The following is a 26,039-nucleotide window of genomic DNA, read 5'->3' on the forward strand; positions in this document are numbered from 1 at the left end:
CCGAGGAGCCGGCCCTGTCGCTTGATGGACGCGCCCTTCAGGGCGTGACGTCGCTGTCTCCAGCGAGGTCATGCTCGACAAGGCGATTGCGCAGTTCGCCCAGGCCCTCGGCCCGGACCACGACCTCGTCGCCCGCCTTGAGGAAGATCTGCGGCTCGCGCGCATTGCCGATGCCGCTCGGCGTGCCCGTCAGCAGGACATCGCCCGGATGCAGCGTCATGCCGAAGGAGAGCTCGGCGATGAGCTCATCGACCGGGAAGGCCATCTGCGCGGCGATGGCATTCTGCATCAGCTCGCCGTTGAGCAGGCATTGCAGCCTGACCTTGGGCAGATCAATCTCGTCCGGTGACACCACGAAGGGGCCGAGCGGCATGGTGCTGTCGATGCTCTTGCCCTTCAGCCATTGCCCGCCATGGCGCCGCTGCAGGTCGCGCTGCGAGACGTCGTTGGCGAGGCAGAAGCCGAAGATGTGCTCATGCGCCCGCGAGCGCGGGATGCTGCGGCCGCCCTTGCCGATGATGATCGCGATCTCGGCCTCGTAGTCCCATTTCAAGGAGATGCGGGCGTCGAAGGCGATATCGTCCTGCGGGCCGATCACCACATCGGGTGATTTCGTGAAGAAGGTCGGCGCTTTCGGGCGGTCGACATCCTGCCCCTCGCGCTTGCCCTTGCTCTCCTCGAAATGGTCCCAGTAGTTCCAGCCGGTGCAGAGCACGTCACGCCGGAAACGGCGCACCGGCGCAGCCAGTGCTGCGCCTGCCAGCGGCAGCCGCGCGCCCTCGTCGAGGCTCGCGACGATCAGCGCCTGCCGCTCGCTGTGCGGCAGGCCGATGAAGGCGACGAGGTCGCCGGCGCCCGGCTCCAGCAGGACGATCTGGTCGCCGACGACGAGGCCGAGCCGCTCGCCGCCATCATGGCGCAGGTTGACGTAGCGCATCTGCGGCTCAGTCCGGAATGACCGCGATGGCGTTGATCTCGATCAGATAATCCGGCGAGGTCATCTTGCAGATCTCGACCATGGTCGAGGCCGGGGCGATGCCGGTGAAGTACTCGCGCCTGACCTTATGGATCGCGTCGAAATGCTCCATGTTGCGGACATAGACGTCGACGCGGCAGATGTCGTCGAGCGTGCCGCCGGCCTCCTCGACCGCAGCCTTCAGATTCTCGCAGACCTGCCGGGTCTGCTCCGAGACATCGCCGACGCCGGCGATCGAGCCGTCGGCGCGGCGCGAGGTCATGCCGGAGAGGAAGACGAGGCGGCCGCGTGCCTCGATCGCGGTGGCCTGCGAGAAATGGCCGTTCGGCTGGCGCAGCTTGGCGCTGGTGATCTGTTGCTTGGCCATGTCGGAACTCCTTGGGATCAGGACAGGGAAGACGGAAAGGGAACGCCGAGCCGCTCGGCGGCGGCGCGCAAGGCCGAGAGCGTCGCCGGCGCGATGCGGCAATTGCCATCGAAGTCGCGATGCGCACGGGCGGCACGGTCACCGGGCATGCGGATCGGCGCCCCGCCCGGAGCGGGTTTCGAGCCGCGGATGCGCTCGGCGAAGCCGGAGGCCGCCGCCTCGAACTCGCCCAGCGGCCGAAAGCCGGCGATGTCGATGGCGATGAAGAGGTTCGCGCTGGCATAGGGCTCGGAGAGATCGCCATAGAGCGGGCGCACGGCATCGCCGATGGCGCCGCCCGACAGCCCGCCCGCGAGCAGGTCAACCATCACGGCGAGGCCGAAGCCCTTGGCGCCGGCGGCTGGCAAGAGCATGCCCTTGATCGCCTCGGCCGCGTCGGTCGTCGGCAGGCCATCGGCGGTCGCGGCCCAGCCTTCCGGGATCGGCTCGCCGCGGCTCTGCGCCAGCCTGATCTTGCCCATGGCGCCGGCGCTCATGGCGAGATCGAGCACGAGCGGCTCGCCGCCGGTGGGCACGGCGATGGCGAGCGGGTTGTTGCCGACGACGCGCTCGGCCCCGCCCGGCGCCGGCAGCAGCGGGCGGGTATTGGCCATCACGATGCCGATCTGACCGGAGAGCGCGATCTTGCGCGCGAAACGCCCGGCGGCGCCGAAATGGAAGGCGTTGCGGACGGCAACGGCGGCGAGGCCATGCGTCGCCGCTCGCTCCACTGCGAGCTCGGAAGCCCGCTCGGCCGTGACCTGACCGAGCGCATTGGCAGCGTCGATTGTGAGGCGCGCACCGGCATCGACCACGATCTCGCCCTTCGCCGCAGCATCGACCGAGCCCTTCTCGATGCGCTCGAGATACATCGGCAGCAGCATCAGACCGTGCGAGCCGAGGCCTTCGATGTCGGCATCGACCAGGGCCTCGGCGACCAGGCTCGCATGGTCAGCAGGAGCGCCGACGTTAACGAGTAGCGCCTGAGCCAGGTCGCGCAGTGCGGCGGCTGGCTGGAAAGCGGGATTGTTCATGATGCGGGCCTCGTCTCGACCGAGGATCAATGAGCGTCGCGCTCGTCGGTGTACCAGGACGGCGTCTGCGGGTAGTGCGGGCCGTCATAGATCTCGACCACGACCGTCTCCTCGATCGCAAGGCTCGGGCCGTGCACATTGCCCTTGGGATTGCAGTAGAAGCTGCCGGGCTTCAGCGTGACGCCGGTCGCCGTGTATTCGAAATGGCCGGAGAGGCAGAACATCATCTGGTTCGATGCATGGGAGTGCGGCTTGGGAATGCCCGCGCCTTTCTCGAAGCGGATCAGGGCGACGGATGCGCCGGTCGCCTCGTCCCGCCACAGCATCTTCTCGTGCACACCCTTCAACGACTTTTCCCGCCAGGGCATGTCGTTCGTCTGGACCAGGATTTCCTCGAGGCTCGGAGCGCCGGCGGGGAGCTGCATGATGGACCCTTCTTTCAAGCTGTCACGCTTACGATGTCCGTCATGATATTTCACATGATGTCTAATGCAAGCCGCAAAGCGCCGCCGCGCCCAGATTTTGTCTGGGCGAGGAAACCAAGGGTCGAGGCTGGGGCGAGCGAAGCGTCCGAGCGCTCACGCGGCAATGCGAGCGGTACCGCCCAACGCGCTGAAAGATGCCTAGCGGGCGTGCGGCGAGGGAACGCGCTTTGGCGCGTGCTGCTGCAGGAGAACCACCCGCTCGCGAAGCCCGCTGAGATGATCGCGCATCGCGGCTGCGGCCGCCCCTGGGTCATGCACTTCGATCGCGGCAAGGACGGCGCGGTGCTGGCGGTCGGATGCGTCGGTATCGAGCGTCTGCCAGAGATGCAGATACCAGGCGCGGATCGAGCGCTCGTGAAGGGCCTTGGCGAAGTCACCGAGGATGCGCGACTGGGACATGTCGCTGATCTTGGAATGGAAAGCGCGGTCGCATTCGACGAAAGCGTCGATCCGGCCGCCGCCGTGAGGATCATCCCGGTGATGATCGAGGATGGCCCAGGCCTCCTTGATATCCTCGGGCCGCGCGTGCTCGGCAGCGCGTGCCGCGATTGCAGGCTCGACGACGAGCCGTGCGTCGAGAATCTCGATCACTTGCCCCATCGAGTCGGGCTGGATGATCACGCCCTTGCGCGGCACGACATCGACGAGGCCTTCGGCCTGCAATCGTTGCAGCGCCTGGTGGACGGGCGTGCGGCCCATCTCCAGTTGCTCGCAGATCGACGCTTCGTTGAGATATTGGCCGGGCGCGAAGAACAGGGTGATGATCCGGTCCTTGATGGCGATGTAGGCCTGCTCGGACAGCGGGAGTGACTCTTTCTTGCTTTTGCCGCGCTGCGCCGGACGACGCTTTTGCCCGCTCTCGCCCTTCTTTGCCGTCATCGCATCATGCCGCAGATATGCCTGTTGATATTCCAGTGCTTCGACAATTCATTACCGTCGAAGCGAGAGCTGAGCAAATCGCGCGGATAGTGTGCAACCTCCCTCGAAAATCCCACCGGTCCGCTCCCCACTAGAAGGATGCCCTGGCGATCGGCCGCCTGATGGCGGGCACGACAGCGGGCAGCGAGGTGGTGGAGGATTATGGCCACATCGGGCTGACCCTGCGCCAACATCCAGTTGCATTCCTGAGATCGGAATTCGAGCGCGCCGGCGGATTGTGACCTGTGCCGATGCGGTCGCCTCCCATGATCGACGTTGGGTCGATGTAGCTGGCCTTGTGCCCGCCGGCTTGCATGGGAGGGCTCGTGCCTACGGGCCAGCCATCGAACCATCGATCTCGCAGGTCATGCAGGCGTCATCCACGGCGGATAGCTGGGCGCCACCTTGAGAGGCCAAGCATGACTCGTAAAAACGTTCTTCTGATCGTCGTCGACCAGTGGCGAGCCGATTTCGTACCGCATCTGCTGCGCGCTCGCGGCCAGGAGCCTTTCCTAAAGACCCCGAACCTCGACAGGCTCTGCGCGGAAGGAGTGACCTTCGCCAACCACGTCACCGCCTGCGTGCCCTGCGGCCCGGCCCGCGCCAGCCTGCTGACCGGCCTCTACCTGATGAACCATCGCGCGGTTCAGAACACCGTCCCGCTCGACCAGCGGCATTTCAACCTCGGCAAGGCGCTGCGTGCCATCGGCTATGATCCGGCGCTGATCGGCTACACCACGACGACTCCGGATCCGCGCTCGACCGCGAAGCAGGATCCGCGTTTCCTCGTGCTCGGCGACCTGATGGACGGCTTCCGTTCGGTCGGCGCCTTCGAGCCGAACATGGACGGCTATTTCGGCTGGGTCGCCCAGAACGGCTTCGAGCTGCCGCCCAATCGCGAGGACATCTGGTTGCCCGAGGGCGAGGATGCCGTGCCCGGGGCGACCGAGCGCCCGGCGCGCATCCCGAAGGAGCTGTCCGACTCGTCCTTCTTCACCGAGCGCGCGTTGACCTACCTCAAGGGCCGGGCCGGCAAGCCGTTCTTCCTGCATCTCGGCTATTACCGGCCCCATCCCCCCTTCGTCGCACCGGCGCCTTATCACGAGATGTACCGGGCGCAGGACATGCCGGCGCCCATCCGGGCTGAATCGCCCGAGGTCGAGGGCGCCCAGCATCCGCTGGTCAAATACTATGTCGACGCGATCAAGCGCGGCTCGTTCTTCCACGGCGCCGAGGGTTCTGGCGCGACGCTCGACGAGGCGGAGATCCGCCAGATGCGCGCGACCTATTGCGGGCTGATCAGCGAGATCGACGACTGCCTCGGCCAGGTCTTCGCCTATCTCGACGAGACCGGGCAGTGGGACGATACACTGGTCGTCTTCACCAGCGACCATGGCGAGCAGCTCGGCGACCATCATTTGCTCGGCAAGATCGGCTTCCACGACGAGAGCTTCCGCATTCCGCTCGTCGTCAAGGACCCGCAAGGTGCCGCGGGCCGGCGCGGCGCGATCGAGGAGGCCTTCACCGAGAGCGTCGACGTGATGCCGACGATCCTCGACTGGCTCGGCGGCGAGGCGCCGCGCGCCTGCGACGGGCACTCGGTGATGCCGTTCACACAAGGGGTTCATCCGGCGGACTGGCGCACCGAGCTGCACTATGAATACGACTTCCGCGACGTGCATTATTCCGAGCCGGAAAAGGTGCTCGGGCTCGGCATGGATGAATCCAGCCTCTGCGTCGTGCAGGACGAGAACTACAAATACGTCCATTTCGCCGCCCTGCCGCCACTGTTCTTCGACCTGCGCAGCGACCCCAACCAGTTCGTCAACCTGGCGGAGGACGTAGGCTACGCGGCGCTGGTGCGTGATTACGCCCAGAAGGCGCTGTCCTGGCGGCTGACCCATGCCGACCGGACCCTGACCCATTTCCGCTCCAGCCCGCAGGGGCTGGAAGAGCGCAATCCCAACGCAACCGAAACAGGAGACCAGTCATGGTCGGCTCCCTCACTCGCCGCAGCGCAATAGCGCTCGGCGGTTCCGCCCTCATCCTGCCCTCGCGCTTTGCGATCGCGCAGGCTGAGAACCGGCCGTCGATCACCATCGCGGTCCAGAAGATCGCCAACTCCAACCTGCTCGACGTGCTGCGCGAGCAGTCCAATGTCGGCGAGCGCATCTTCTTCTCGTCGCTGTGGGAAGGGCTGATCGGCCGCAACTGGACCGGCAATCTGGAAAGCGTGCCGGGCCTCGCGACCGAGTGGAAGCGCATCGACGACAAGACGGTCGAGCTCAAGCTGCGCCGGGGCGTGAAATTCCATAATGGCGATGAGCTGACCGCCGAGGACGTTGCCTTTACCTTCGGCAAGGAGCGCATGTTCGGCGAGACGCAGCCCTCCGCCGGCAAGACCATCTCCGTCGATTTCGTCGTCGGCGGCGGCCGCGCCAGCAAGGAACTGCCGCCCGAGGTCCCGGCTGTCGCGCGCCGCTCCTGGCCGGCCCTGCTCGGCATCCAGATCATCGACAAGTACACGGTGCGTTTCGTCAACGGCACGCCGGATGTCACCCTGGAAGGCCGCATCTCGCGCTATGGCAGCGAGATCATGAACCGCCGCGCCTTCGAGGAGGCCAAGACCTATAGCGACTGGGCGATGAAGCCCGTCACGACCGGCCCCTACCGCGTCGCCGAATACCGACCCGACGTGTCGCTGCTGCTCGAAGCCCATGACGAATACTGGGGCGGCCGCCCGCCGCTGAAATCGATCCGCTTCATCGAAGTGCCGGAGACCGCCTCGCGCATCAACGGCCTGCTCTCGGGCCAGTACCAGTTCGCCTGCGACATCCCGCCGGACCAGATCTCGCAGATCGAGAAGAATGCCGCCTTCGAGGTCCAGGGCGGCACGATCCTGAACCATCGCCTGACGGTGTTCGACAAGAATCACGTCCAGCTGCAGAACCCGCTCGTGCGCCGGGCCATGACCCATGCGATCGATCGGCAGGCCATCGTCGACTCGCTCTGGGCCGGGCGCACCGTGGTGCCGAAGGGCCTGCAATGGCCCTATTACGGCGACATGTTCGTCTCCGACTGGTCGGTGCCGGCCTTCGACCTCAAGGTCGCCAAGGATCTGGTCAAGCAGTCGGGCTACAAGGGCGACCCGATCCCCTATCGCCTGCTGAACAACTACTACACCAACCAGACTGCCACCGCGCAGATCCTGGCCGAGATGTGGAAGGAAGCCGGGCTCAACGTCGAGATCCAGGTCAAGGAGAACTGGCAGCAGATCCTCGAGCGGACCCCGACGCGCGCCGTGCGCGACTGGTCGAACTCGGCGCCGTTCAACGACCCGGTCTCGTCGATGGTCAGCCAGCACGGTCCCAACGGCCAGCAGCAGCAGGCCGGCGAATGGACCAATGCCGAGCTGAACACGCTCGCCGTCGAACTGGAAACCTCGACGGACCGTGCCCGCCGCAAGGCAGCCTTCCGCCGCATGCTGGAAATCGCCGAGCGCGAGGACCCGGCCTATACGGTGCTGCACCAGAACGCGACCTTCACGGCAAAGCCGAAGGCGCTCGCCTGGAAAGCGTCGCCCGCCTTCGCCATGGATTTCCGCGCCGAGAACTGGGGCGGGCGCAGCTGAAGCCGGCATCATCGACGGCGCGACCTCAGGGGGCGCGCCGTTTTCTTTTTGGATGTTCGAGGAGGTCGTCATGACCGGTCTCACCAGCCGTGAGACAAGCCCGCTCGTCGCCATTCGCGACCTTGCGGTCTCGTTCGACGGCGTCAAGGTGCTGCACGGCATCGACCTCAGCGTTCATCGCGGCGAGGCTGTCGGCCTCGTCGGCGAGTCCGGCTGCGGCAAATCCGTGACCTGGCTGGCGGCCCTCGGCCTTCTGCCGAAGAAGGCGACGATCACCGGCAGCGTCATGCTCGATCGACGCGAACTGATCGGCGCGGCGCCGGCCACGCTCGACAGCGTGCGTGGCGGGAGGATCGCCATGATCTTCCAGGATCCGGCCAGCGCGCTGAACCCGGTGATCAAGCTCGGCCGGCAGGTCGGCGAGGCGCTGGCGCTGCATGGCGGGCTCTCCGGCAAGGCGATCCGCGCCGAGGCGAAGCGGCTGTTCGATCTCGTCGGCATTCCCGACGCTGCCCGCCGGCTCGACGCGTTCCCGCACGAACTGTCCGGCGGCCAGAACCAGCGCGTGATGATCGCGATGGCGCTCGCCGGCAAGCCCGACATCCTGGTCGCCGACGAGCCGACGACGGCGCTCGATGCGACGATCCAGGCGCAGATCCTCGAATTGCTGACCAGGATCAGGCGCGAAACCAACATGTCGCTGGTGCTGATCAGCCACGATCTCGGCGTGATCTCGGAGACCTGCGACCGCGTCTGCGTGATGTATGCCGGCCGCATCATCGAGACGGCGGCAGCCGAGGCGCTCTTCGAGCAGCCGCTGCACCCCTATACGCAGGGCCTGCTTGCCGCGCTGCCGCCGCTCGAAGGCGTGCGCCGGCGGCTCGTCCCCGTCGAGGGCAACGTGCCCGAGCCCTGGAACCTGCCGCCGGGCTGCTCCTTTGCGCCTCGCTGTCCGCGCCGGATCGACGCTTGCCACATGCGCGTGCCGCTGCTGGATCCGAAAGCCCCGGACCGGCGGGCCGCTTGCATCATGACACCGCCTCTGGCGCCGTCGCGGCGCCAGCCGGAGCCCGTCTACGCATGAGCAGCGCTCCCTTGCTTCAGGCGCGCGGCGTTGCCCGCCGCTATGCCATGCGACAGGGCCTGTTCGGCAAGTCGGTCGATGTCCGCGCCGTCGATGGTGTCTCGCTGACGGTGGAACGCGGCCGCACGCTCGGGCTCGTCGGCGAATCCGGCTCTGGCAAATCGACGACCGGGCGGCTCGCGCTCGGGCTGGAGCCGCCTGACGACGGCGACGTCCTGTTCAAGGGTGCGCCGATCCCGCCGACCGGCACGCTGGCCTGGCGCCAGATGCGTGCCCGCATGCAGATGATCTATCAGGATCCGCTGGGCGCGCTCGACCGGCGCCTGTCCATCCTTGAACAGGTGCGCGAGCCCTATGACGTGCACGGCATCGGCGAGGCCGAGGAGCGCGACGCCATGGCGCTCGCCTTGCTCCAGGCGGTCGGCCTGCGCGCCGATCAGGGCCGCCGTTATCCGCATGAGCTGTCGGGCGGCCAGCGCCAACGCGCGGTGATCGCGCGGGCGCTCGCGACCAAGCCGGACCTCCTGGTCTGCGACGAACCGGTCTCGGCGCTCGACGTCTCGATCCAGGCGCAGGTCGTCAATCTGCTGGTCGACATCCAGCAGGAGCTCGGCCTCGGCATGCTGTTCATCAGCCATGATCTCAAGGTGATCCGCCAGGTAAGCCACCGCGTCGCGGTGATGTATCTCGGGCGCATCGTCGAGGAAGGCGATGCCGATCTCCTGCTCGCCAGCCCGTCACACCCCTATACCGAGGCGCTGGTCTCGGCTTCGCCAGTGCCCGGCCGCCGCGCCCATCCGCGCATCGTGCTGCAGGGCGATCCGCCCAACCCGGCGGCGCGGCCCTCCGGCTGCGCTTTCCATCCGCGCTGCCATGCGGTTCGCGAGCGCTGCAAGGTCGAAAGCCCAGCCTTGATGCCGCTGCCGGACGGGCGCCTGACCGCCTGCCATGTCGCCCATGACCAGGCCAATTTCCTGAAAGCCGCAAGCTGATGCTGCGCTTCTTCTTCATCCGGCTGTGCCGCGCAGCGCTGACGGTCGCGCTCGTCGTCACCTTCGCCTTCATCGTGCTCAGGATGTCGGGCGATCCGGCGCTGATCATCATGAGCGTCGATGCGCCGCCTGAAGCCATCGCCGCCTTCCGCAAGGCCTGGGGTCTCGATGATCCGATCTGGCTGCAATATCTGCGCTATTTCTCCGCGATCGGCCAAGGCGAACTCGGCCAATCGATGCGCGATGGGCGCCCGGCGATGCAGCTCGTGCTCGAGCGCATCCCGGCCACCCTGGCACTGACCTTGCCGGCGCTCGCCCTCAAGCTCGGCATCGGCATCCCCGCCGGCATCTACGCCGCGCTTCATCGCGACAGCCTGATGGATCGCATCGTGATGGTGACGGCGGTCGCAGGATTCACGGTTCCCAGCTTCGTGCTCGGCCTCGTCCTGGTGCTGGTCTTCTCGGTCCAGCTCGGCTGGCTGCCCTCGGGCGGGCAGGAGAGCTGGCGCCACGCCATCCTGCCGGTGCTGACGCTCGGCATCGGCGGCGCAGCCGTGCTGGCGCGCTTCACGCGCAGCGCCATGCTCGAGGTGCTCGGCCAGTCCTATATCCGCACCGCCAGCGCCAAGGGCGTGCCATGGCCTCGCGTCGTGCGCGGCCATGCCCTACCCAACGCCGCCGTGCCGACGGTCACGGTCGTCGGCTTCATGGTCGGCAGCCTGATCGCCGGCGCGGTCGTGGTCGAGAGCGTGTTCTCCTGGCCCGGCGTCGGGCGGCTGCTCGTCGTCGCCGTGGCCAACCGGGATCTTGCCGTGGTGCAATGCGTCCTGCTGCTGGTCGCGATGACCATGGTCAGCGCCAATCTCATCGTCGACCTGCTCTACGGCGTGCTCGATCCGCGTCTGCGCAGCAGCGCCAAGGCCGGAGGGCACTGAAGATGGCCGATGTCACCGTGACCGCCTTGCCCGCCGCCGATGCCGACAGGCCGAAGCCCAGGCACCGCATCCCGCTGCTGGTGTGGTGCGGATTGATCTGGATCGCCTTCATCATCATCGTCGCACTCTTCGCCGACTGGCTCACGCCCTACCGTTTCACCGCCTATGACCTGCGCAACAGGCTGGCCTTGCCCTTCCATCCGCTGCATTGGCTCGGCACCGACGAGCTCGGCCGCGACGTGCTGTCGCGCCTGATCATTTCGGTGCGCATCTCGCTGCTGGTGGCGTTCGGCGCGACCATCATCTCGGCTGTGCTGGGAACCTTGATGGGCTTCCTTGCCGCGCATTTTCGCGGGATCGTCGAGCAGTTCGTCCTGATGCTGGCGGACTTCCAGGCGGCGATGCCGTTCCTGATCCTGGCGCTGTCGGTGCTCGCCTTCTTCGGCAATGCGCTGCCGCTCTTCATCGGCCTGATGGGGCTCTATGGTTGGGAGCGCTATGCCCGCATCGCACGTGGGCTCGCCATATCGGCGGGCGCGCAGGGCTATGCCGGCGCGGTGCGCCAGATCGGCGCCTCGCCGGCGCGCGTCTATCTCAAGCACATCCTGCCCAACATCGCCTCGACGCTGATCGTCTCGATGACGCTGACCTTCCCGGAAGTGATCCTGCTCGAAAGCGGGCTCTCCTTCCTCGGCCTCGGCGTACAGCCGCCGATGACGAGCCTCGGCAACATGGTGGGCTATGGCCGCGAATATCTGACCCGCGCGCCCTGGATCATGCTGGCGCCGGCCTGCACGATCGTGCTGACGACGCTCGCCGTCAGCCTCGTCGGTGACTGGCTGCGCGACAGGCTCGACCCGACGCTGCGCTGAATGGATAATTCGGCTGCCGTCATGATCGAGCCTTCGGCCTGCTGGTCAACCAGAGCGCCGGAAACGTGACGTTCGCCAATTCGGATATGCACCAGTTTCAGCCTGGCCATCGGCTTCCCCGAAACCGGACATTGGCAGAGTCAGCTATGGGCCATACGCGGCCATAACCGAGTTGCGAAACGGTCTGATTCCGAAGCTAATCCGTCTCTGGCCTTCCGGCTGCTGAAGGGCCAATCTTGGACCGCTACATCGATCAAGCGCCTAGAATACTGAATCTGCCTTGTCATGGCGAACTCCCGGAAAGCAGACGCTCCGGAAGTCAGGAATGGGCCAACTCCGGCTGCCCGGTTGCGGGCCTCAGGATACTGCCCGAAAGCAGACTCCCTCGATGTCAGCAATGGGCCAATTCTCGACAGAAAATTGGCCACTGCGGTTGTCGTGCGGAACCGCAGTCGCGCGGGGCCGAGCAGAGAAACGGCCTTCAAAGCGTCCAAATTTTCTCGGTCGGCGCGAAACAGAGAATGACGCTGCGCCGTCAAGCCGCGGGAGTACCGGCTTTTTCGAGGAAGGCTGCGCTGAGAGCTGAAGCTAAGAAACGAGCTGGCGGTGGGGGCAGGTCGGCGGGAACTCTTCTCTCATCATTCACGCCGAGCCCAGCAGGAGCTGCTCACCTAGCGGTCCGACTTGCTCTCGTTGGGAACAGGCAAGTCCGGTGCGAACAGGCAACCGCGGTGCAATGAAGTTTTCTTCGTCAGGACAGTGAGTTAGGGCTGCATGGAGGTATTAGCCCTGCTGTGAGTTTCGTCTTCATCACCGAGAACAGTGCTTGCTGCTGCGCGTTGGTGGGATGCGATTGCCGCTATCCGGGATGCGATTGTTGTTTGGCGAGACCGCTGTGGCGTCGAGCCGAACGAGATTGTAGGCGAGCGCCGCTGGATCGCTATTTCGCGTATTCGGATTGCGCTGAGCTGAAGATGGATTGCTGATTTGCGAGCGAAGGTGTCGCTTGGTGGGATGATACTGATTGGGCTCAGGTCTGTCTTCTAATCTCGGGCGCCCGCGAGTGATTCGTGCGGTCAGCGGCAGTCCAAGCGACAATTTCGGTAGCGAGCAGGGTTCTTTAAAGAGGATGGATTGGATTTTTTGAAGTATTTCTGGTTTTTGAAATTTTAGAAGAGTCTTTCAAACGCGTTTCAAACAGAGATTTAGCCAGCCCTATGTAAGTTTTCCGAGTAAGCTTCTTTTGCCTTGCTCTTCGCCACTTTTTAGGCGTGCCTATGTACTCAAGGCAGCAGAGCAAGGAGCTCCGTATGAAATCGGAGGGCCCGAATATCGAAATGATGGCGGTGTCTGCGTTGCGTCCGTATTCCGGCAACGCTAGGCGCCATTCCCGCAAGCAGATCCGCCAGATAGCCGCGAGCATGCAGCGGTTCGGCTTCACCAACCCGGTGCTGATCAGCGACCATGGCGAGATCATCGCCGGGCACGGCCGAGTGTTGGCGGCTAAAGAGCTTGGCCTTGAGACGGTGCCGGCCTTGCGACTATCGCATCTTTCGGCTGACGAGCGGCGCGCCTACGTCCTCGCCGACAACAAGCTTGCCCTCAACGCGGGGTGGGATCATGAAATTTTGGCCATTGAGCTGGGCGCTTTGATCGACCTTGAGTTCGACGTATCGTTCACCGGCTTCTCTTTGGCCGAGATCGACCTGACGCTTGATCAGGCTCGCGACGCCAAGACTGACGACCTGCAATCAGCTGACTTGGTACCATCTCTGCCGAGCGTGGCGACGACGCACCGTGGCGAGCTCTGGTTGCTCGGTCGTCACCAGCTGCTCTGCGGAGACGCGCGCTCGCGGGAGGACATCGATCGCTTGCTTGGCGATGGCCGTGCCGATCTCGTCTTCACCGACCCGCCCTACAACGTCCCTATCGACGGTCATGTCGGCGGTCTCGGCGCCATCCGACATCGCGAGTTTGCGATGGCCGCTGGCGAGATGACGTCGGCCGAGTTTGCGCAGTTTCTTTCAATCACGCTCTCGAATGCTGCGGCCGTCTGCAAAGATGGTGCGATTGCCTTCGTCTGCATGGACTGGCGCCATATGCGGGAGCTTCTGGATGCTGGCGAAGCTGCCTTCAGTGAACTCAAAAACCTCTGTGTCTGGAATAAGAGCAATGGCGGCATGGGCAGCTTCTATCGTTCGAAGCACGAGCTGATTTTCGCGTTCAAGGTTGGCGCGGCCCCGCACACCAATAACTTTGGTCTGGGGGAAACCGGACGCTACCGTACCAATGTCTGGGACTACCCGGGGATCAGCAGTGTTGGCAGCGCGCGGATGGACGAGCTTGCGATGCACCCAACTGTCAAGCCATCTGCGCTCGTCGCTGATGCGATCAAGGACTGCACCCGCCGTGGCGAGATCGTGCTGGATATCTTTGGTGGCTCTGGCACGACGTTGATCGCGGCCGAGACCTGCGGTCGCGTGGCGCGCTTGCTCGAATACGATCCTGTCTATTGCGACACCATTATCGCACGCTGGGAAAAGTTCACGGGAAAGCACGCGACCCTGGTGAGCACCGGTCAGCGTTTCGAGGATGTCGCAGACGAGCGGCGCCGCGCCGCCGTCGCAGCTTGAGCGCACGCGTATGTCGAAGAGCAAGGGCCGCCGCGGCACCGATAGGGAACGAGCGTTCGAGGACCTAAAGGAAGGACTTTTCTTCGCAGGTACGCACTCTACGCCGAATAATGGACGCTTCCAGAAAGGCCAATCTGGCAATCCCAAAGGTCGGCCAAGGCGCTCGCAGGAGCCTGCCGTGCCGATCGGCATGCAACCGACGATGGCCCTTCTGCTGAGCGCGGCAAAACGGCCGGTTCAGATTCGTGATGGCGAGACGCATTCGCAGATCAGTGCCGGGGAGGGACTGATCCGCGCTATGTTTGCCACTGCGCTGAAAGGGCATCCTTATGCGCAGCGCACGCTTTTGGAGAAGCTCGACCGGGCAGAACGGGATGAAGCGCGTGAGATCACTGAAGAGCACACGTTTTGGGAGGAGTATCAGGATCGACGCCGTAGCCAGTTGATCGCCGCCCGGGAGACTGGGGAAGCGATCGAGCCCGTGCTGCCGCACCCGGATGACATCGTCATCGAGCCAGGCCAGCGCGTGCGTTTCATCGGCCCTGTAAACGAGGAGCAGGCTGTCAAATTCGATGAATGTTGCCGGCTGCGTGACGTGCTGCTGCTGCAAGACGCGCTTGACCAGAAGCTATCTGTGGCGAGCGGTACCTGGCGGTCAGCAGAACGTCCGGGTGGAGCCTTGCTATTGGCCGTTGTCATCAACAGCTTGCTGCCCAAACGACTGCAGATCAGCGAGGGTCTGCTGACACTGCGGATGATGCAGCACGAGGCTGCCTCGCAACGTCAGCTCTTGAAGGATGTCTTTCAAAGCTGGCGCGCTCTCGGCGTCCATCGTCAGCGAGGCCTGTCGTTCCCGTCGTTGGACCAGGTCCGGTACGCGCTGGAATTGCGTTTCGCGCTGATCGCAGCGTTTCGAGACGGTAAGCTCGATGCCGAGGCCATCAGGCGTGGAGAGTTCGATGAAGAAGCGCATGCTTTCATCGATGAGTGGCGCTGAGCTACGAACGCGGCCTTGCTCGACGCAGAAAAGACGGGATTGCACGCGTTGTCAGGCATTCCTTTTCCGCTTCTAGGGCGCCGGATATGGCCGAGCTACTTGCCTATTGCGAACCGGGTGACGCGCCGCGTCAGCGTTTGCGGCTCCTGATAAACTGGCTCCGGATCACGCCGACGCCTGATCTGCCGTGCGGCCTGTCCTCAGCCTTTGAGATTGGCCTATTCCTGGGTGAGGTGCCGCTCTTCAACCGATCCGCCTATGCGCGCGAAGACGCTCCTGCGCAGTCGCTGCGAGACGGGTATTTCTATGGCGAGAGCGAGGACTGCCAGATCTTGCGCGACTTGCGTGAGGTCCTCGCGACCGGGCGCACAGCCGATATCGAGGACTTGTTGGAGCCTGCGATCCGGCTGGTGATCGGTCGCGATATCTTGGGACGCGGCAAGGTCGGGGACGGCGAGCCGCCAGATTTCTTTGAGGTGCTGGTGGTCGTCCAGGCGGGCGGGCCTTGGGCAGGCGGCATCCGCGGGCCGAGTGGGCCGGCGGTCTGGCTCGAAGTCGAGCGATCTGAACTTGAGCGCTTTTTCGATCAGCTGCAGGCCGAGGCGCCTCGCAGCCGAATGGAGAGCGGCGACTAATTCGCTTCACTTCGCCGCCACGGCAAGCATTGCTATGGTCGTCGCCGCGGCGAAGGCGGCGCGCGATCAGATCTGCCCCGCCGGCGCTGTCCGGTCCGGGGCTTCGGCTGGTGACGGGGCAGGCGCTCCGTTGCAACCGAGCGGAGATCTGATCATGAGTTCGCATACCCTTACCGATACTCAACTGGTGCTACTCTCGGCCGCTGCCCAGCGCGAGGATCTGCGCATCATTCTGCCCGAGCGCTTGCGCGGCGGCGCTGCTCAGAAGGTTCTGGCGACGCTCGCCGACAAAGGGCTGATCGAGGCGATGACTGCGGTGGAGGAGCCGCGCCCGCTTCACGAACCTGATGAGCCGGGCGCTACTGCGTTTCGGATCAGTCAGCATGGCCTTGCGAGTCTGGGCTTGGGAGAGCTGCAGGAGACTGGGTCAGGCGGAGGTCCAGAGGGTGACGAGGCGGCGGACGCAGACACTGCCGAACCCGTAGCCCGGTCGGCGCCGCGGCCCGGAACCAAGCTCGCCAGCGTCTTCTCGCTGCTAGAGCGCGCGGAAGGCGCCAGCATAGATGAACTGACGGGCGCCACTGGCTGGCTGGCGCACACGACTCGTGCCGCGCTGACTGGACTGCGCAAGCGCGGCATCGCGGTTGTTCGGAGCAAGCGTGAGGATGGCGCGACCGCCTACTACCTGACTTCTGGCGCAGTGGCGGCGACGGACGGGCAGGGATCATAATGGGCCGCCCCGCTCGCGTTGAGGCTGAGGGCAGCGCCCTCGCCTTGGCTGCCGAATTGGCACAGCTTGAGAACCTTGACCTCGACGCCCTGCGCTCGCACTGGCTCAAGATAACTGGGAAGCCGGCGCCACGAGCGTTTCGGCGCAAGCTGCTGATCCCGGCACTGGCCTACGAGATCCAAGTCGCCGCCTATGGCGGCCTGTCTGCTGCGCTGAAGCGTCGCCTGCGCGATCTTGCGGTGGCAGCGCGCGACGGACGCTTCGATGACGCTTTGGGAACGCCAGCGATCAAGCCGGGAACACTGCTTCTCCGGGTTTGGCAGGGTAAAACCCATCGCGTCATGGTTATGAGTGATGGCTTCGCCTGGAACGGCCGGACCTATCGCTCGCTCTCCAGCATCGCCAAGGCGATCACCGGCACGAACTGGAACGGCTGGTTGTTCTTCGGCCTGAAACGCAGCGATGGCCGCAACAAGAATGCTGCCAAAGCGAAATCCGAAGCTGGAGCTGACGACCGTGCTTGATCGGGTCAGTGGCAAGGTGCGAATGATCCGCTGCGCCATCTATACGCGCAAGAGCTCGGAAGAGGGGCTGGAGCAGGACTTCAACTCGCTCCATGCCCAGCGCGAGGCCTGCGAGGCCTATGTCGCCTCGCAACGCCATGAAGGCTGGAAGGCTCTGGCGACGGCCTATGACGATGGCGGCTTCTCCGGCGGTTCTATGGACCGGCCAGGGCTTAAGCGGTTGCTTGGCGATATCCATGCCGGGCTGATCGACATCGTCGTGGTCTACAAGGTCGATCGCCTCACTCGTTCGCTCACTGACTTCGCCAGGATGGTCGAGGTCTTCGATGGGAAGGCAGTCTCCTTCGTCTCAGTCACGCAGTCCTTCAACACCACGAGCAGCATGGGGCGGCTGACGCTCAACGTGCTGCTGTCCTTTGCTCAGTTCGAACGGGAGGTCACCGGCGAGCGCATCCGCGACAAGATCGCCGCCTCAAAGAAGAAGGGCCTCTGGATGGGCGGATTCGTGCCGATGGGCTATGCCGCTGACGGTCGAAGCCTCGCTGTCGTCGATGAGGATGCCGCCGTCATCCGCCGCATCTTCGAGCGCTTCCTCGCCCTCGGCAGCATCCGCCGTCTCAAGGAAGAGCTCGACCGCGATCGTATCACCACGAGAGCCTTCAAATCGGCTTCAAACCGAGACTGGGGCGGACGCCCCTTCAGCCTCGGACATCTGCGGCTGATCCTGACCAACCCAATCTATGTCGGCGAGATCGCTCACAAAGGCGAATGCTTCAAGGCGCAACATGCGGCGATCGTGCGCCGGGAGACCTTCGATGCCGTCCAAAGCGACCTCGCAGTCAACAAGCGCTCGGTCTATCTGCGCGGCGAAGTCAGCCTGCTCTCAGGCTTGCTATTCGATGCCGTCGGAAGCGCCTTCGGCATGGATCACGCCGTCAAGAAAACTCGCCGCTATCGCTACTACGTCACCAAGGCGGGCGCGGCGGAGCCGATGCGCATACCAGCCGGTGAGATTGAGCCGCTGGTCGTCCAGACGCTAGCTGCTCGGCTTGCCGACTGCGCCTGGTTGACCGCAGTGCTGGCCGAGGCAGATACGTCGCCGGATGATATCCGGTGCCTGATGGATGAAGCGACGTCATTCGCGGCCGACCTGCAGCATCCGATCCCAGGGCGGCAGCGCGAGGCGTTGCAGCGCATTGTTCGGCGCATCACCGTTCGTCGTGAGGGCCTTCACATAGAGCTGCGGCCAGATGGGATCGGCTACACGGGGCAGCAGAACAATTGCGATACACACGATGTAGGTGAGGGGACATGTCGAAAAATCGAGATCCCGGTTCGCTTTGCGAAAAAGGGGCAAAATCTGCATCTTGTGATCCCAGCGGCGGAGAGCATCGACCAAGGCGCGCGGCTGGACGGGGCAATCGTCAAGGCGATCGCGCGTGCGGTGAGCTGGTACGACGATCTGGTCAGCGGACGCGCTACGTCGATGCGCGAGATCGCCGAGCGCGAACAAGTTAGTGAGCGCTATGTGGCGCAACTGCTCCCGCTGACGTTCCTGAAGCCGGAGTTAATCGAAGGCAGCGTGGCCGGTATGATTAAGTTGTCGATTGCGGCTGCTGACCTTGCCAAGGGCATTTCGCTGCCCGCAGCGTGGGAGCTGCAGAAAGCCAACTTGCTGGTGCAGAGCCTGCTTGGCCTCGATAACCGCCACTTTGCATCAGAAACTGGCCAGTTCGCGCCACACGCTCCCAGTATGCGCTGGTGATCAAAAGCCTCAAGCGCTGCGACTTCAATCTCCCGCTCGATCAAACGCGCGTATCCGTCGGCTGCAGCATGGGACGGCTCGGCAGACGGTACATCCAGGAACGAGGCGACAAGGCGTGCCTCTAGGTGCGCAATCAACCGCGACGTAACAGCTGACTTCCCAGCGGCTATAGGCACACGGTCGCTTCGCTGCCGTCTCGATATTTATCCGGCAGCGAAACTCGATGCCGGATAAATCGATCCACATGCATAGCGTGCGCTTGACACGCGCGCTCAATCCCAGTTCGATGCATTGTCTCAACCGCGAGTTGAGATTCTGAGGCGAATGGTATGCGCTCGGGGGACTGGATGAGCTGGATCACGTATTCCTTGCCATACAGGTCGCGCCGACCTTCGCTCGCGTCCGCAGATCATGCGGACTGAGTGATGGATTGCTGATCGCCGATCTCTAGCGGTCGAGACTGCTTTCAAACAGCGAACATTCGAATGCCGGATGCTACGCGCGGCGATACTGCCTCGCGTGGGTCGGTGCGCGTCGGCTGCCTGTAACGAAAGCGCCGTCGAGTAATGGCGCCCATCGATTTTGTCTGGGTGATCATTGCACACGTTAGATCTCATTTACAGAATTAAATATTCGAGGCGGTGTCATGGCAAAATTGATACGTGGCAGAGATTTTATTGAAAGAATTGTTCGTAAAATTGTAGTAGGCGGTTTAAGTCTTGTGATCGGTGTTGCGCCGATTGCTCAAGCTTATGCTCAGGGGGCGCCTGCTCTGCCGCAGGTTGTCATCCTCCCGCCGCCTTCGGCCGAAACTCAGAAGCGTTCCGGCTCGGAGCCGGAGACTGGCTACAAGGCCGAGGCAAAGCCTCCGGAAGGGTGGAAGCCGGATGCTTTCGCCGGTCAGGCGCCACCAGCGTCTCAGACCGATGCAGTCGCCGTGCCGAATGCAGCGTCGCAGGCTCGCTCCAGCGATTCGCAGGGGCAGGCGCGGGAGGCGAAGTCCGCGAAAGCGTCGGGCGCGGAGGCGAGCGCCGACGCGCTCCAGACGACTGAAACAGCGAGCGGAACTCAGACCGGCAATGCCACTGCCGACGGCGCGACCGACCCGAAAATGGTCCGCCCGCCGGATGCTGCCTATAATGGCAGCTATACCTATAGCCTGCCGATCAAGGTGCCGCCTTTCCGCGGCCTCGAGCCCAAGTTGCGGCTGACCTATGATTCGAATCGTGGCCTGCGGGCTGGTGGTTCGAATCCAGGCGAGTTCGGTGTTGGCTGGTCACTCGGTGGCCTGTCGGAGATCTTGCGGGTTTCGCCAGGCCGCGGCGCACCACGCTTCGACGGCAGTGACACCTTCACGCTGGATGGCGAGGAGCTCCTTGTCTGCGATGGCTCGTTCAACGCACCGAGCTGCATCAGCGGTGGCACGCATGCGACCCGCATCGAGAACTACCAGCGGATCGCCCATGTTTCCGCGAGCAACACCTGGGAGGTAACAGCGCGAGACGGCACGCGCTACGAGTATCGCCCCTCGATCGATCCAGCTCTATCGGTCTCCGGCACGCAGGTGCCCGCTGACACCACCGACCCGACCGGCGGGTATCTCGGCAGCAATACGCGTTACCTGCTCTTTGCTATCTCCGATACCTACGGCAACAAGCTGGATTATCGATATAACTGCGCCTCGGTCAGCTATTGCTCGATCGCGCTGATCAACTACCGCAACCAGGATTCGAGCGCCGGTGGTGGCGCAATTCGATTCTACTACGACCAGCGGCCGGCCCAGCAATGGTTGAACTCGGCGACGGGCGCGAGCTTCGCGACTTCCTTCAACCGTCTGTTGACGATCGATGTCTGGAGCGGTGATCAACGGGTTCGCGCCTATCAGCTTATCTATGCCGAGAGTGCGTCGACGGCGCTGTCGCGGCTGACGTCGGTACGCGAGTTCGGCCACGATGCGACGTTCGGAGCGCACAACGAAATCACTGGCGGTACGGCACTGCCCGGGACCAGTTTCGCTTATAGCGATGCTCCGTTCGCGCTCGCCGATTCGGGCGGCACCGGGCCGAATGGAAGCGGTGGAATAAGTCTCCAGCCGCCTACGACCACGACGCTGACCGGAGATTTCAACGGCGATGGGCGCACCGACGTCGTTGTCGCCGGCGGTTCGGAAGCAGGTTTCGGGACTTGCGTTCAGGACGGTAGCGGTTTCCCGCTCACGTCGATGTCGGCTAGGCTCTCCGCTTCGGATGGCTTGGGCTTCTCCGCCTATAGCACCACCGCCATTGCTTCACTGACTGTGCCCTGCAATGCCGATATGCAATGGCTGAGCGGGGATTTCGACGGCGATGGCGCAGTCGATATCCTCGGCATCGCCCGCTACAGCATCTGGCAGCAGCAGGGCGGCGATATGGGTGGCTACTGGATGCCCGATGTTCGGGCCTTCATCTACAGCTTCCGCTTGGGCCAGGTCATCGCTGCCAGCGGAGGCGGGCCCTTCTCCAGCCTGAGCATGATCACGGTCCGCCAGGACGGGCAGCCTCAGGCCATCGCGATCGGCGACTTCGATGGCGACGGCAAAGCTGATCTTCTCGTCGACGGTCTCGTTTATCTGGCCACGGGCACTTGGTCGACCTCGGCCACCGGCTTCGGCGGAATCGCCCAATATCCTCATACCGGTAACGGGAACGCCACTCAGCGGCTGACCCGCCTGGGCGACTTCAACGGCGATGGCAAAAGCGACATCGTCCAGTTTATCGATGGTTCGATCACGCTGCTCCTGTCAACCGGCAGCAGTTTCACCACCTCGCCGGTCACGTCGACGACGGCCTATACGTATATTGCCGAGAAGGGGGTGCACGTCGGCGACTTCAATGGCGATGGCAAGGCCGATATCGCACATATCCAGCAGGTCTTCACCGGCGGTGGCTATGCGCCCAAGGCCGTGGTCATGCTGTCGACCGGGCAGGGCTTCATCGAGCAGGACTGGACCGGCCCCTTGTCGGGAATGGCCGACAGCATCCAGGTCGGCGACATAGACGGCGACGGGCGGGCCGACCTTCTGCTTTCCAGTTCGAACAGTGCCGTGGGCGGCCAAATCCTGCTCTCGCGTGGCAACAACAGCTTTGTCGCTCATGCATCCCCCTTTTCCGGGCCGGTGCAATTGGCGGACGTCAATGGCGACGGCAAGACCGATCTGGTTGGTGCCGTGACGCTTCCGAGCAGCGGCGGACTGCAAGTCGCCATTGGACCGATCTATCTGGTCCAGGGGGGTGTTGCGGATCTCTTGACCGGGATTTCCAATAGCTTCGGGGGGCAGACCGCCATCGCTTACGCCCCGTCCTCGATCTATCCGAACGGCAATATGTCGTCAGTGCTGCAGGCGGTGTCCGGGGTCGCCACAAATGACATGTTGGGCTCGGCGTCTTCGTCGGTGGCGCTGACCACATTCAGCTATGGCGGCGGCTTCTGGGATGCGCGCGAGCGGCGCTTCCTCGGCTTCCGTTACGTGACGGCGACGTTGCCTTGCAATGATGGCGACAGCGCCTGCCCGGTGCGCGAATATGTCTTCAGGCAGGATCGCGCCTCCGCCGGCCTGGTCGAGACCCTGAAGTATCGCGATACCGCCGGCGGGCTCTATCGCGAGCGGCGCGAGCAATACATCGTCAATCCGACGGTTGCGCCCTACACCTCGCTCAACACGCAGAGCGAGCTGATTGATTATTTCGTCAGCGGCCAGCGCCGCAAGCTGACGACCAGGGCCTTCGACGGCTTCAAGAACCTCACCGTGCTCAGCGAGCACGGCGATGCCGATGTCAGCGGCGACGAGCGCGTCATCACCACTGACTATTCGCCCAACACCAGCGCCTACATCGTCGATCAACCCTATCGCCGGCGTGTCACGGTCGGCACGACCGACCTGGAGGACCGTCGCTTCTATTACGGGCCGAGCTATGGGGTGGTGCCCGATCGGGCGCGGCCGACCAAGTCCCTCATGATGCTCGATGCCAGCGACGGCGCCGACACCACTTTCGCGTATGATGCCTATGGCAACCGAACGAGCGAGATCGATCCGAACGGCAAGCTGACCAGCTTCGTCTTCGACACGGTCTACAAGTTGCGACCGGTGACACGGACCAATCCGCTCAACCAGAGCGTCACCACAGCCTGGGATCACCGCTGTGGCATGCCGTCGAGCACGACTGATCTCAACAGCCTGGTCACGACCTATGGTTATGACTCGCTCTGCCGCCCGGCGAGCGTGACGGAGCCGAGCGGGCGCTGGAAGGCCTTTTCCTATGTTGATCTCGGCGCGCCGCCGACCCAGCATATCTGGGAGCGTGGGCCAGCAAAGGACGGCGTCACCGAATCCTTCATCAGGACTTATCTCGATGGTTTCGGACGTGCCTACGTTGCTGAAAGCAATGGAAAGGATGCGACGCAGTCGATCCACAGCAAGCGTGTTATCTACCATCGACGCGGATCGGTCGCTGCGGCGTTCCAACCTTATTTGGGCGACTATCAGGCGACAGGCAGCAACCTCTATTATACCATCCATTTCTACGATCTTCTCGACCGCGAGATCCTGGTCTATAACAATTCTACCCAGGGCGGAGTGGCGCTGACCCCGACCAGTGTGACGCGCAGCTATGATTCCTCGCCTTTGCGCTTCGCCAAGGTGACGACGACCGACGAACTCGGCCGCACCAGCAATCTGCATCTGGATGCCTATGAGCGCATCGGCGTCGAGGAGCGCTTCCTGGGCGGCGTTGCCTCGCGCGTCTCGCGGGTGTGGGACGGGCTCGACCGTATCACGCAAGTGAGCGATCCCGCTGGCAACCAGTTCAACTACCAATACGACATGCTCTCCCGCCGGACCGTCAGCCACGATCCGAATATGGGCATCTGGACGTTCACCTACGACAAAGCGGGCAATCTGCTCAGCCGTAAAGATGCTGCAAATAAGACTTGGCGCTTCACGTATGACGCGATCAATCGCCCGATTCAAAAGGACTTTTATATTGGAACTAGCTTGGTTACGGGGCGTTCTACCACGACGATCTACGATCAGGTTCGAGCCGGCTTCTACAACATCGGCAAGCTGACCGAGCACTCTTACTCGATCTCGACCAAGTCAGTCTTCTCGTATGATTACGACAAGAACGGTCTGGAGGTTCAGCGCGCACAAAAGATCATGAATGGTGCGCCTTATATGACAAGGACGGAGCGCGACACGCTTGGTCAGATGATCGGCAAGCGCTACCCCGACAATGATGTGGTCGGACAGGTCGCGGGCTCCGGGACGCCCTATAGCTATGACGCGGCGGGGCGATTGAAATCGATCCCGGGTCTGATCACATCGATGACTTACAACGCCAAGGGCCAGGTCGAACAAGCGACCTACCCCAACGGCGTCACGACGACCAATGCCTATGGCGGGGTCAAGGGATGGCTGGCGCAAGCTCGGCATCTCGCCTCGGCCGGTACCTTGCTGCAGGTCGACTACACGCATGATGTGCGCGGCCGCGTCCTGACGGCGACAACCGCAGGAGAGCCCACCGAGAGCTGGACCTATACTTACGACGATCTCGATCGGCTGACTTCGGCCACGAACGCCGGCGCCGGCGCGCTCAGCAAGACCTTCACCTACGATGCGGCGCACAACCTCACCTTCATGACGGGTATCGGTGCTTACACCTACCCGGCTCAGGGGCCGGGCGTAAAAAGGCCGCACGCGGCCAACACGGCGGGCGCCTACACCATTTTCTACGACACTGCCTACGGGACGGGCATTCCCTATCGGATCACCGGGCCGGGGTTGAACCGCACGGTGAGTTTTGATGGGGAATTCAGGCTGGACAACACGACCGTGACCAATGGGCCCGGTACGACCATGACCTATGGTCCCGATGGGCGGTTGCTCTACAAAAGGACCAATTGGCCGGGCGGCGTGACCAAGGCCTCGCTCTATCTCGGCCCCGACGTCGAGGTGCCGCTCCAGTTCCCGTACACGATGGACAGTCAGCCGGTTGTGGGCGCCTGGCGCAAGCATGTGCATGCGGATGCGCGCCGGGTCGGCACCACCAATGCCTGGCTGCATCGCGACCATCTCGCCTCGGTGCGGGTGACCTCGGATGCCGCGGGCACGCTGGCCAAGCGCCAGCACTACCAGGCCTATGGCGACCTGATCGGCGCGCCCACCGGCCCCGCCGCGAACGACGGCGAGAGCAAGGGCTATATCGGCGAGATGCGGGACGAGGAATCCGGCTTCCTCTATCTCAACGCGCGCCATTACGACCCGCTGCTGGCGCGCTTCCTGACGCCCGATACGCTCGACCCCTGGCTGCCGGGTGTGGGCACGAACCGGTACAGCTATTCCCTCAACGATCCCATCAACAAGAGCGACCCGTCGGGGCATACGACCGGTGAGGCTTCGCAGAACGCGAATGGCGACACTAAAGGAGAAGACGATGGCAATAAGCAAGACGCAGGCGTGCGGGGCGACCAGTTCGCGGGGCCAGTTGGTGCGACTATTGGTGGTGTGATTGGTGGCGCTGCTACAAGGAGTGCTTCCGGTGCAGCCAGAGGGGCGCAGATCGGGAGTAAGGTGGAAGACGGCTTAAGGGCTGGATTGTCTATCGCTGAAGCCTTTAATCAAGCGCTGGAGGGCCCTCAGCCGGCCCCGATGACTGATGAAAAGGTTGGCCATGTAGTTGCCGATAAGAAACTGGACCCAAATCATGAGGATAATCAGAACCCGCGCGGACTCAGCAGTTATAATCCCGAATTAAAGGCTGCAGTTGATGCTGCTCACGGGGATAGGCGAGCAGTGGCTGAAAGAATTGGGAAGGAAATTCAGGGTCAAGTAAATAAAGGTATTGTATCTGCTGATAAGCGTGGTGTTGTGAGTGGGTATGTTGACATTGGAACAGGTAAGATGGGCTATGAGGGATTTATCGATAAAAGCGGATCCTTTAATTTTGGAACGCTGAACGTCAGTAGTCGTGCATTTTAAGGTGGCATAATGATTACGAACTGCGAAATTCTTGTTGTATCAGTAATACTTACTGGAGTATTTGGAGGTCAATATCATATTGAAAAGGATGATATTGAATCTGTCAAAAGGACAGGAGATTTTAGTTTGTTTTACCTTAAAATTGAATTTAAAAAAAGTATTAGAATTCCTATGACAAGGCACGGAAGATTCAGAGTTGAATTGCTGATAAATAACAAGTTCTTCCCTTTGAATTTATTGATTCTATCAGATAGAATTATTGAGATTGAGAAATGGGATGACAGGGAAGATCTTCCCAGAGATTGCAATATTCATGAAATAAAGATTGAAAAGTTGGAGAATTTCTAAGAATAAGCTATGCGTTCCCCGCCGCTGGACAAACAGCGTGAGCCGCTGCCAATAAGCTGCGG

At 63.0% G+C, this 26,039-nt stretch carries 18 protein-coding genes and 1 pseudogene; 14 read left to right on the forward strand and 5 right to left on the reverse strand.

Annotation, left to right across the window (positions count from 1 at the left end; genetic code table 11):
• Positions 1 to 37: 37 nt before the first annotated feature.
• The 5 genes from AC1DS0_RS11540 to AC1DS0_RS11560 all read right to left on the reverse strand — a co-directional run bounded on the left by AC1DS0_RS11540 (position 38) and on the right by AC1DS0_RS11560 (position 3,780).
• Positions 38 to 937 carry a fumarylacetoacetate hydrolase family protein gene (locus tag AC1DS0_RS11540; RefSeq protein ID WP_476814488.1) on the reverse strand — a complete coding sequence of 300 codons (900 nt, stop codon included), beginning with the start codon at positions 935 to 937 and terminating at the stop codon, positions 38 to 40.
• A gap of 7 nt (positions 938 to 944) precedes the next feature.
• Positions 945 to 1,343 (reverse strand): RidA family protein, encoded by a 399-nt coding sequence (locus AC1DS0_RS11545; protein ID WP_152014999.1) that lies wholly within the window; start codon positions 1,341 to 1,343, stop codon positions 945 to 947.
• Positions 1,344 to 1,360: 17 nt separating this feature from the next.
• A complete protein-coding gene (locus AC1DS0_RS11550) occupies positions 1,361 to 2,416 on the reverse strand; it encodes an Ldh family oxidoreductase (RefSeq protein WP_476814489.1) in 1,056 nt (351 codons plus the stop codon).
• A gap of 26 nt (positions 2,417 to 2,442) precedes the next feature.
• Positions 2,443 to 2,841, reverse strand: coding sequence for a cupin domain-containing protein (locus AC1DS0_RS11555; RefSeq protein WP_476814490.1), 399 nt, complete (start codon positions 2,839 to 2,841; stop codon positions 2,443 to 2,445).
• Positions 2,842 to 3,039: 198 nt separating this feature from the next.
• Complete coding sequence (locus AC1DS0_RS11560) at positions 3,040 to 3,780, reverse strand: GntR family transcriptional regulator (protein ID WP_476814491.1); 741 nt, start codon at positions 3,778 to 3,780, stop codon at positions 3,040 to 3,042.
• Between the two features lie 173 nt (positions 3,781 to 3,953).
• Between AC1DS0_RS11560 and AC1DS0_RS11565 the strand changes: the two are divergent.
• The 14 genes and pseudogenes from AC1DS0_RS11565 to AC1DS0_RS11630 all read left to right on the forward strand — a co-directional run.
• Positions 3,954 to 4,120 (forward strand): annotated as a pseudogene (locus AC1DS0_RS11565) (OB-fold nucleic acid binding domain-containing protein); the annotation flags it as partial.
• 118 nt (positions 4,121 to 4,238) lie between these two features.
• The gene (pehA, locus tag AC1DS0_RS11570; RefSeq protein WP_476814492.1) at positions 4,239 to 5,843 is read left to right on the forward strand and encodes a phosphoric/sulfuric ester hydrolase PehA; all 1,605 of its coding nucleotides are present in this window, start codon (positions 4,239 to 4,241) and stop codon (positions 5,841 to 5,843) included.
• A complete protein-coding gene (locus AC1DS0_RS11575; protein ID WP_476814493.1) occupies positions 5,810 to 7,450 on the forward strand; it encodes an ABC transporter substrate-binding protein in 1,641 nt (546 codons plus the stop codon). Before pehA ends, AC1DS0_RS11575 begins: the two co-directional genes overlap by 34 nt.
• 70 nt (positions 7,451 to 7,520) lie before the next feature.
• A complete protein-coding gene (locus AC1DS0_RS11580; RefSeq protein ID WP_476814494.1) occupies positions 7,521 to 8,534 on the forward strand; it encodes an ABC transporter ATP-binding protein in 1,014 nt (337 codons plus the stop codon).
• Positions 8,531 to 9,526, forward strand: a complete 996-nt coding sequence (locus AC1DS0_RS11585; RefSeq protein WP_476814495.1) for an ABC transporter ATP-binding protein — start codon at positions 8,531 to 8,533, stop codon at positions 9,524 to 9,526. The genes AC1DS0_RS11580 and AC1DS0_RS11585 overlap by 4 nt, the downstream gene beginning before the upstream one ends.
• The gene (locus AC1DS0_RS11590) at positions 9,526 to 10,461 is read left to right on the forward strand and encodes an ABC transporter permease (RefSeq protein ID WP_476814496.1); all 936 of its coding nucleotides are present in this window, start codon (positions 9,526 to 9,528) and stop codon (positions 10,459 to 10,461) included. The genes AC1DS0_RS11585 and AC1DS0_RS11590 overlap by 1 nt, the downstream gene beginning before the upstream one ends.
• A gap of 2 nt (positions 10,462 to 10,463) precedes the next feature.
• Positions 10,464 to 11,333, forward strand: coding sequence for an ABC transporter permease (locus tag AC1DS0_RS11595; RefSeq protein WP_476814497.1), 870 nt, complete (start codon positions 10,464 to 10,466; stop codon positions 11,331 to 11,333).
• A gap of 1,310 nt (positions 11,334 to 12,643) precedes the next feature.
• A complete protein-coding gene (locus AC1DS0_RS11600) occupies positions 12,644 to 13,966 on the forward strand; it encodes a site-specific DNA-methyltransferase (protein ID WP_476814498.1) in 1,323 nt (440 codons plus the stop codon).
• On the forward strand, positions 13,926 to 14,963 hold the full coding sequence (locus AC1DS0_RS11605) for a DUF5681 domain-containing protein (RefSeq protein WP_476814499.1): 1,038 nt from the start codon (positions 13,926 to 13,928) through the stop codon (positions 14,961 to 14,963). The genes AC1DS0_RS11600 and AC1DS0_RS11605 overlap by 41 nt, the downstream gene beginning before the upstream one ends.
• 86 nt (positions 14,964 to 15,049) lie before the next feature.
• A complete protein-coding gene (locus AC1DS0_RS11610) occupies positions 15,050 to 15,598 on the forward strand; it encodes a hypothetical protein (RefSeq protein ID WP_476814500.1) in 549 nt (182 codons plus the stop codon).
• A 154-nt stretch (positions 15,599 to 15,752) separates the two neighbouring features.
• On the forward strand, positions 15,753 to 16,328 hold the full coding sequence (locus AC1DS0_RS11615; RefSeq protein ID WP_476814501.1) for a DUF3489 domain-containing protein: 576 nt from the start codon (positions 15,753 to 15,755) through the stop codon (positions 16,326 to 16,328).
• A gap of 44 nt (positions 16,329 to 16,372) precedes the next feature.
• Complete coding sequence (locus AC1DS0_RS11620; RefSeq protein WP_476814502.1) at positions 16,373 to 16,852, forward strand: DUF2924 domain-containing protein; 480 nt, start codon at positions 16,373 to 16,375, stop codon at positions 16,850 to 16,852.
• On the forward strand, positions 16,791 to 18,617 hold the full coding sequence (locus AC1DS0_RS11625) for a recombinase family protein (protein ID WP_476814503.1): 1,827 nt from the start codon (positions 16,791 to 16,793) through the stop codon (positions 18,615 to 18,617). Before AC1DS0_RS11620 ends, AC1DS0_RS11625 begins: the two co-directional genes overlap by 62 nt.
• Positions 18,618 to 19,263: 646 nt before the next feature.
• Entirely contained in the window at positions 19,264 to 25,629 is a 6,366-nt protein-coding gene (locus AC1DS0_RS11630; RefSeq protein ID WP_476814504.1) for an FG-GAP-like repeat-containing protein, read from the forward strand.
• The last annotated feature ends 410 nt before the right edge of the window (positions 25,630 to 26,039 follow it).

It is taken from the genome of Allobosea sp. P4_H5 (assembly GCF_056400825.1).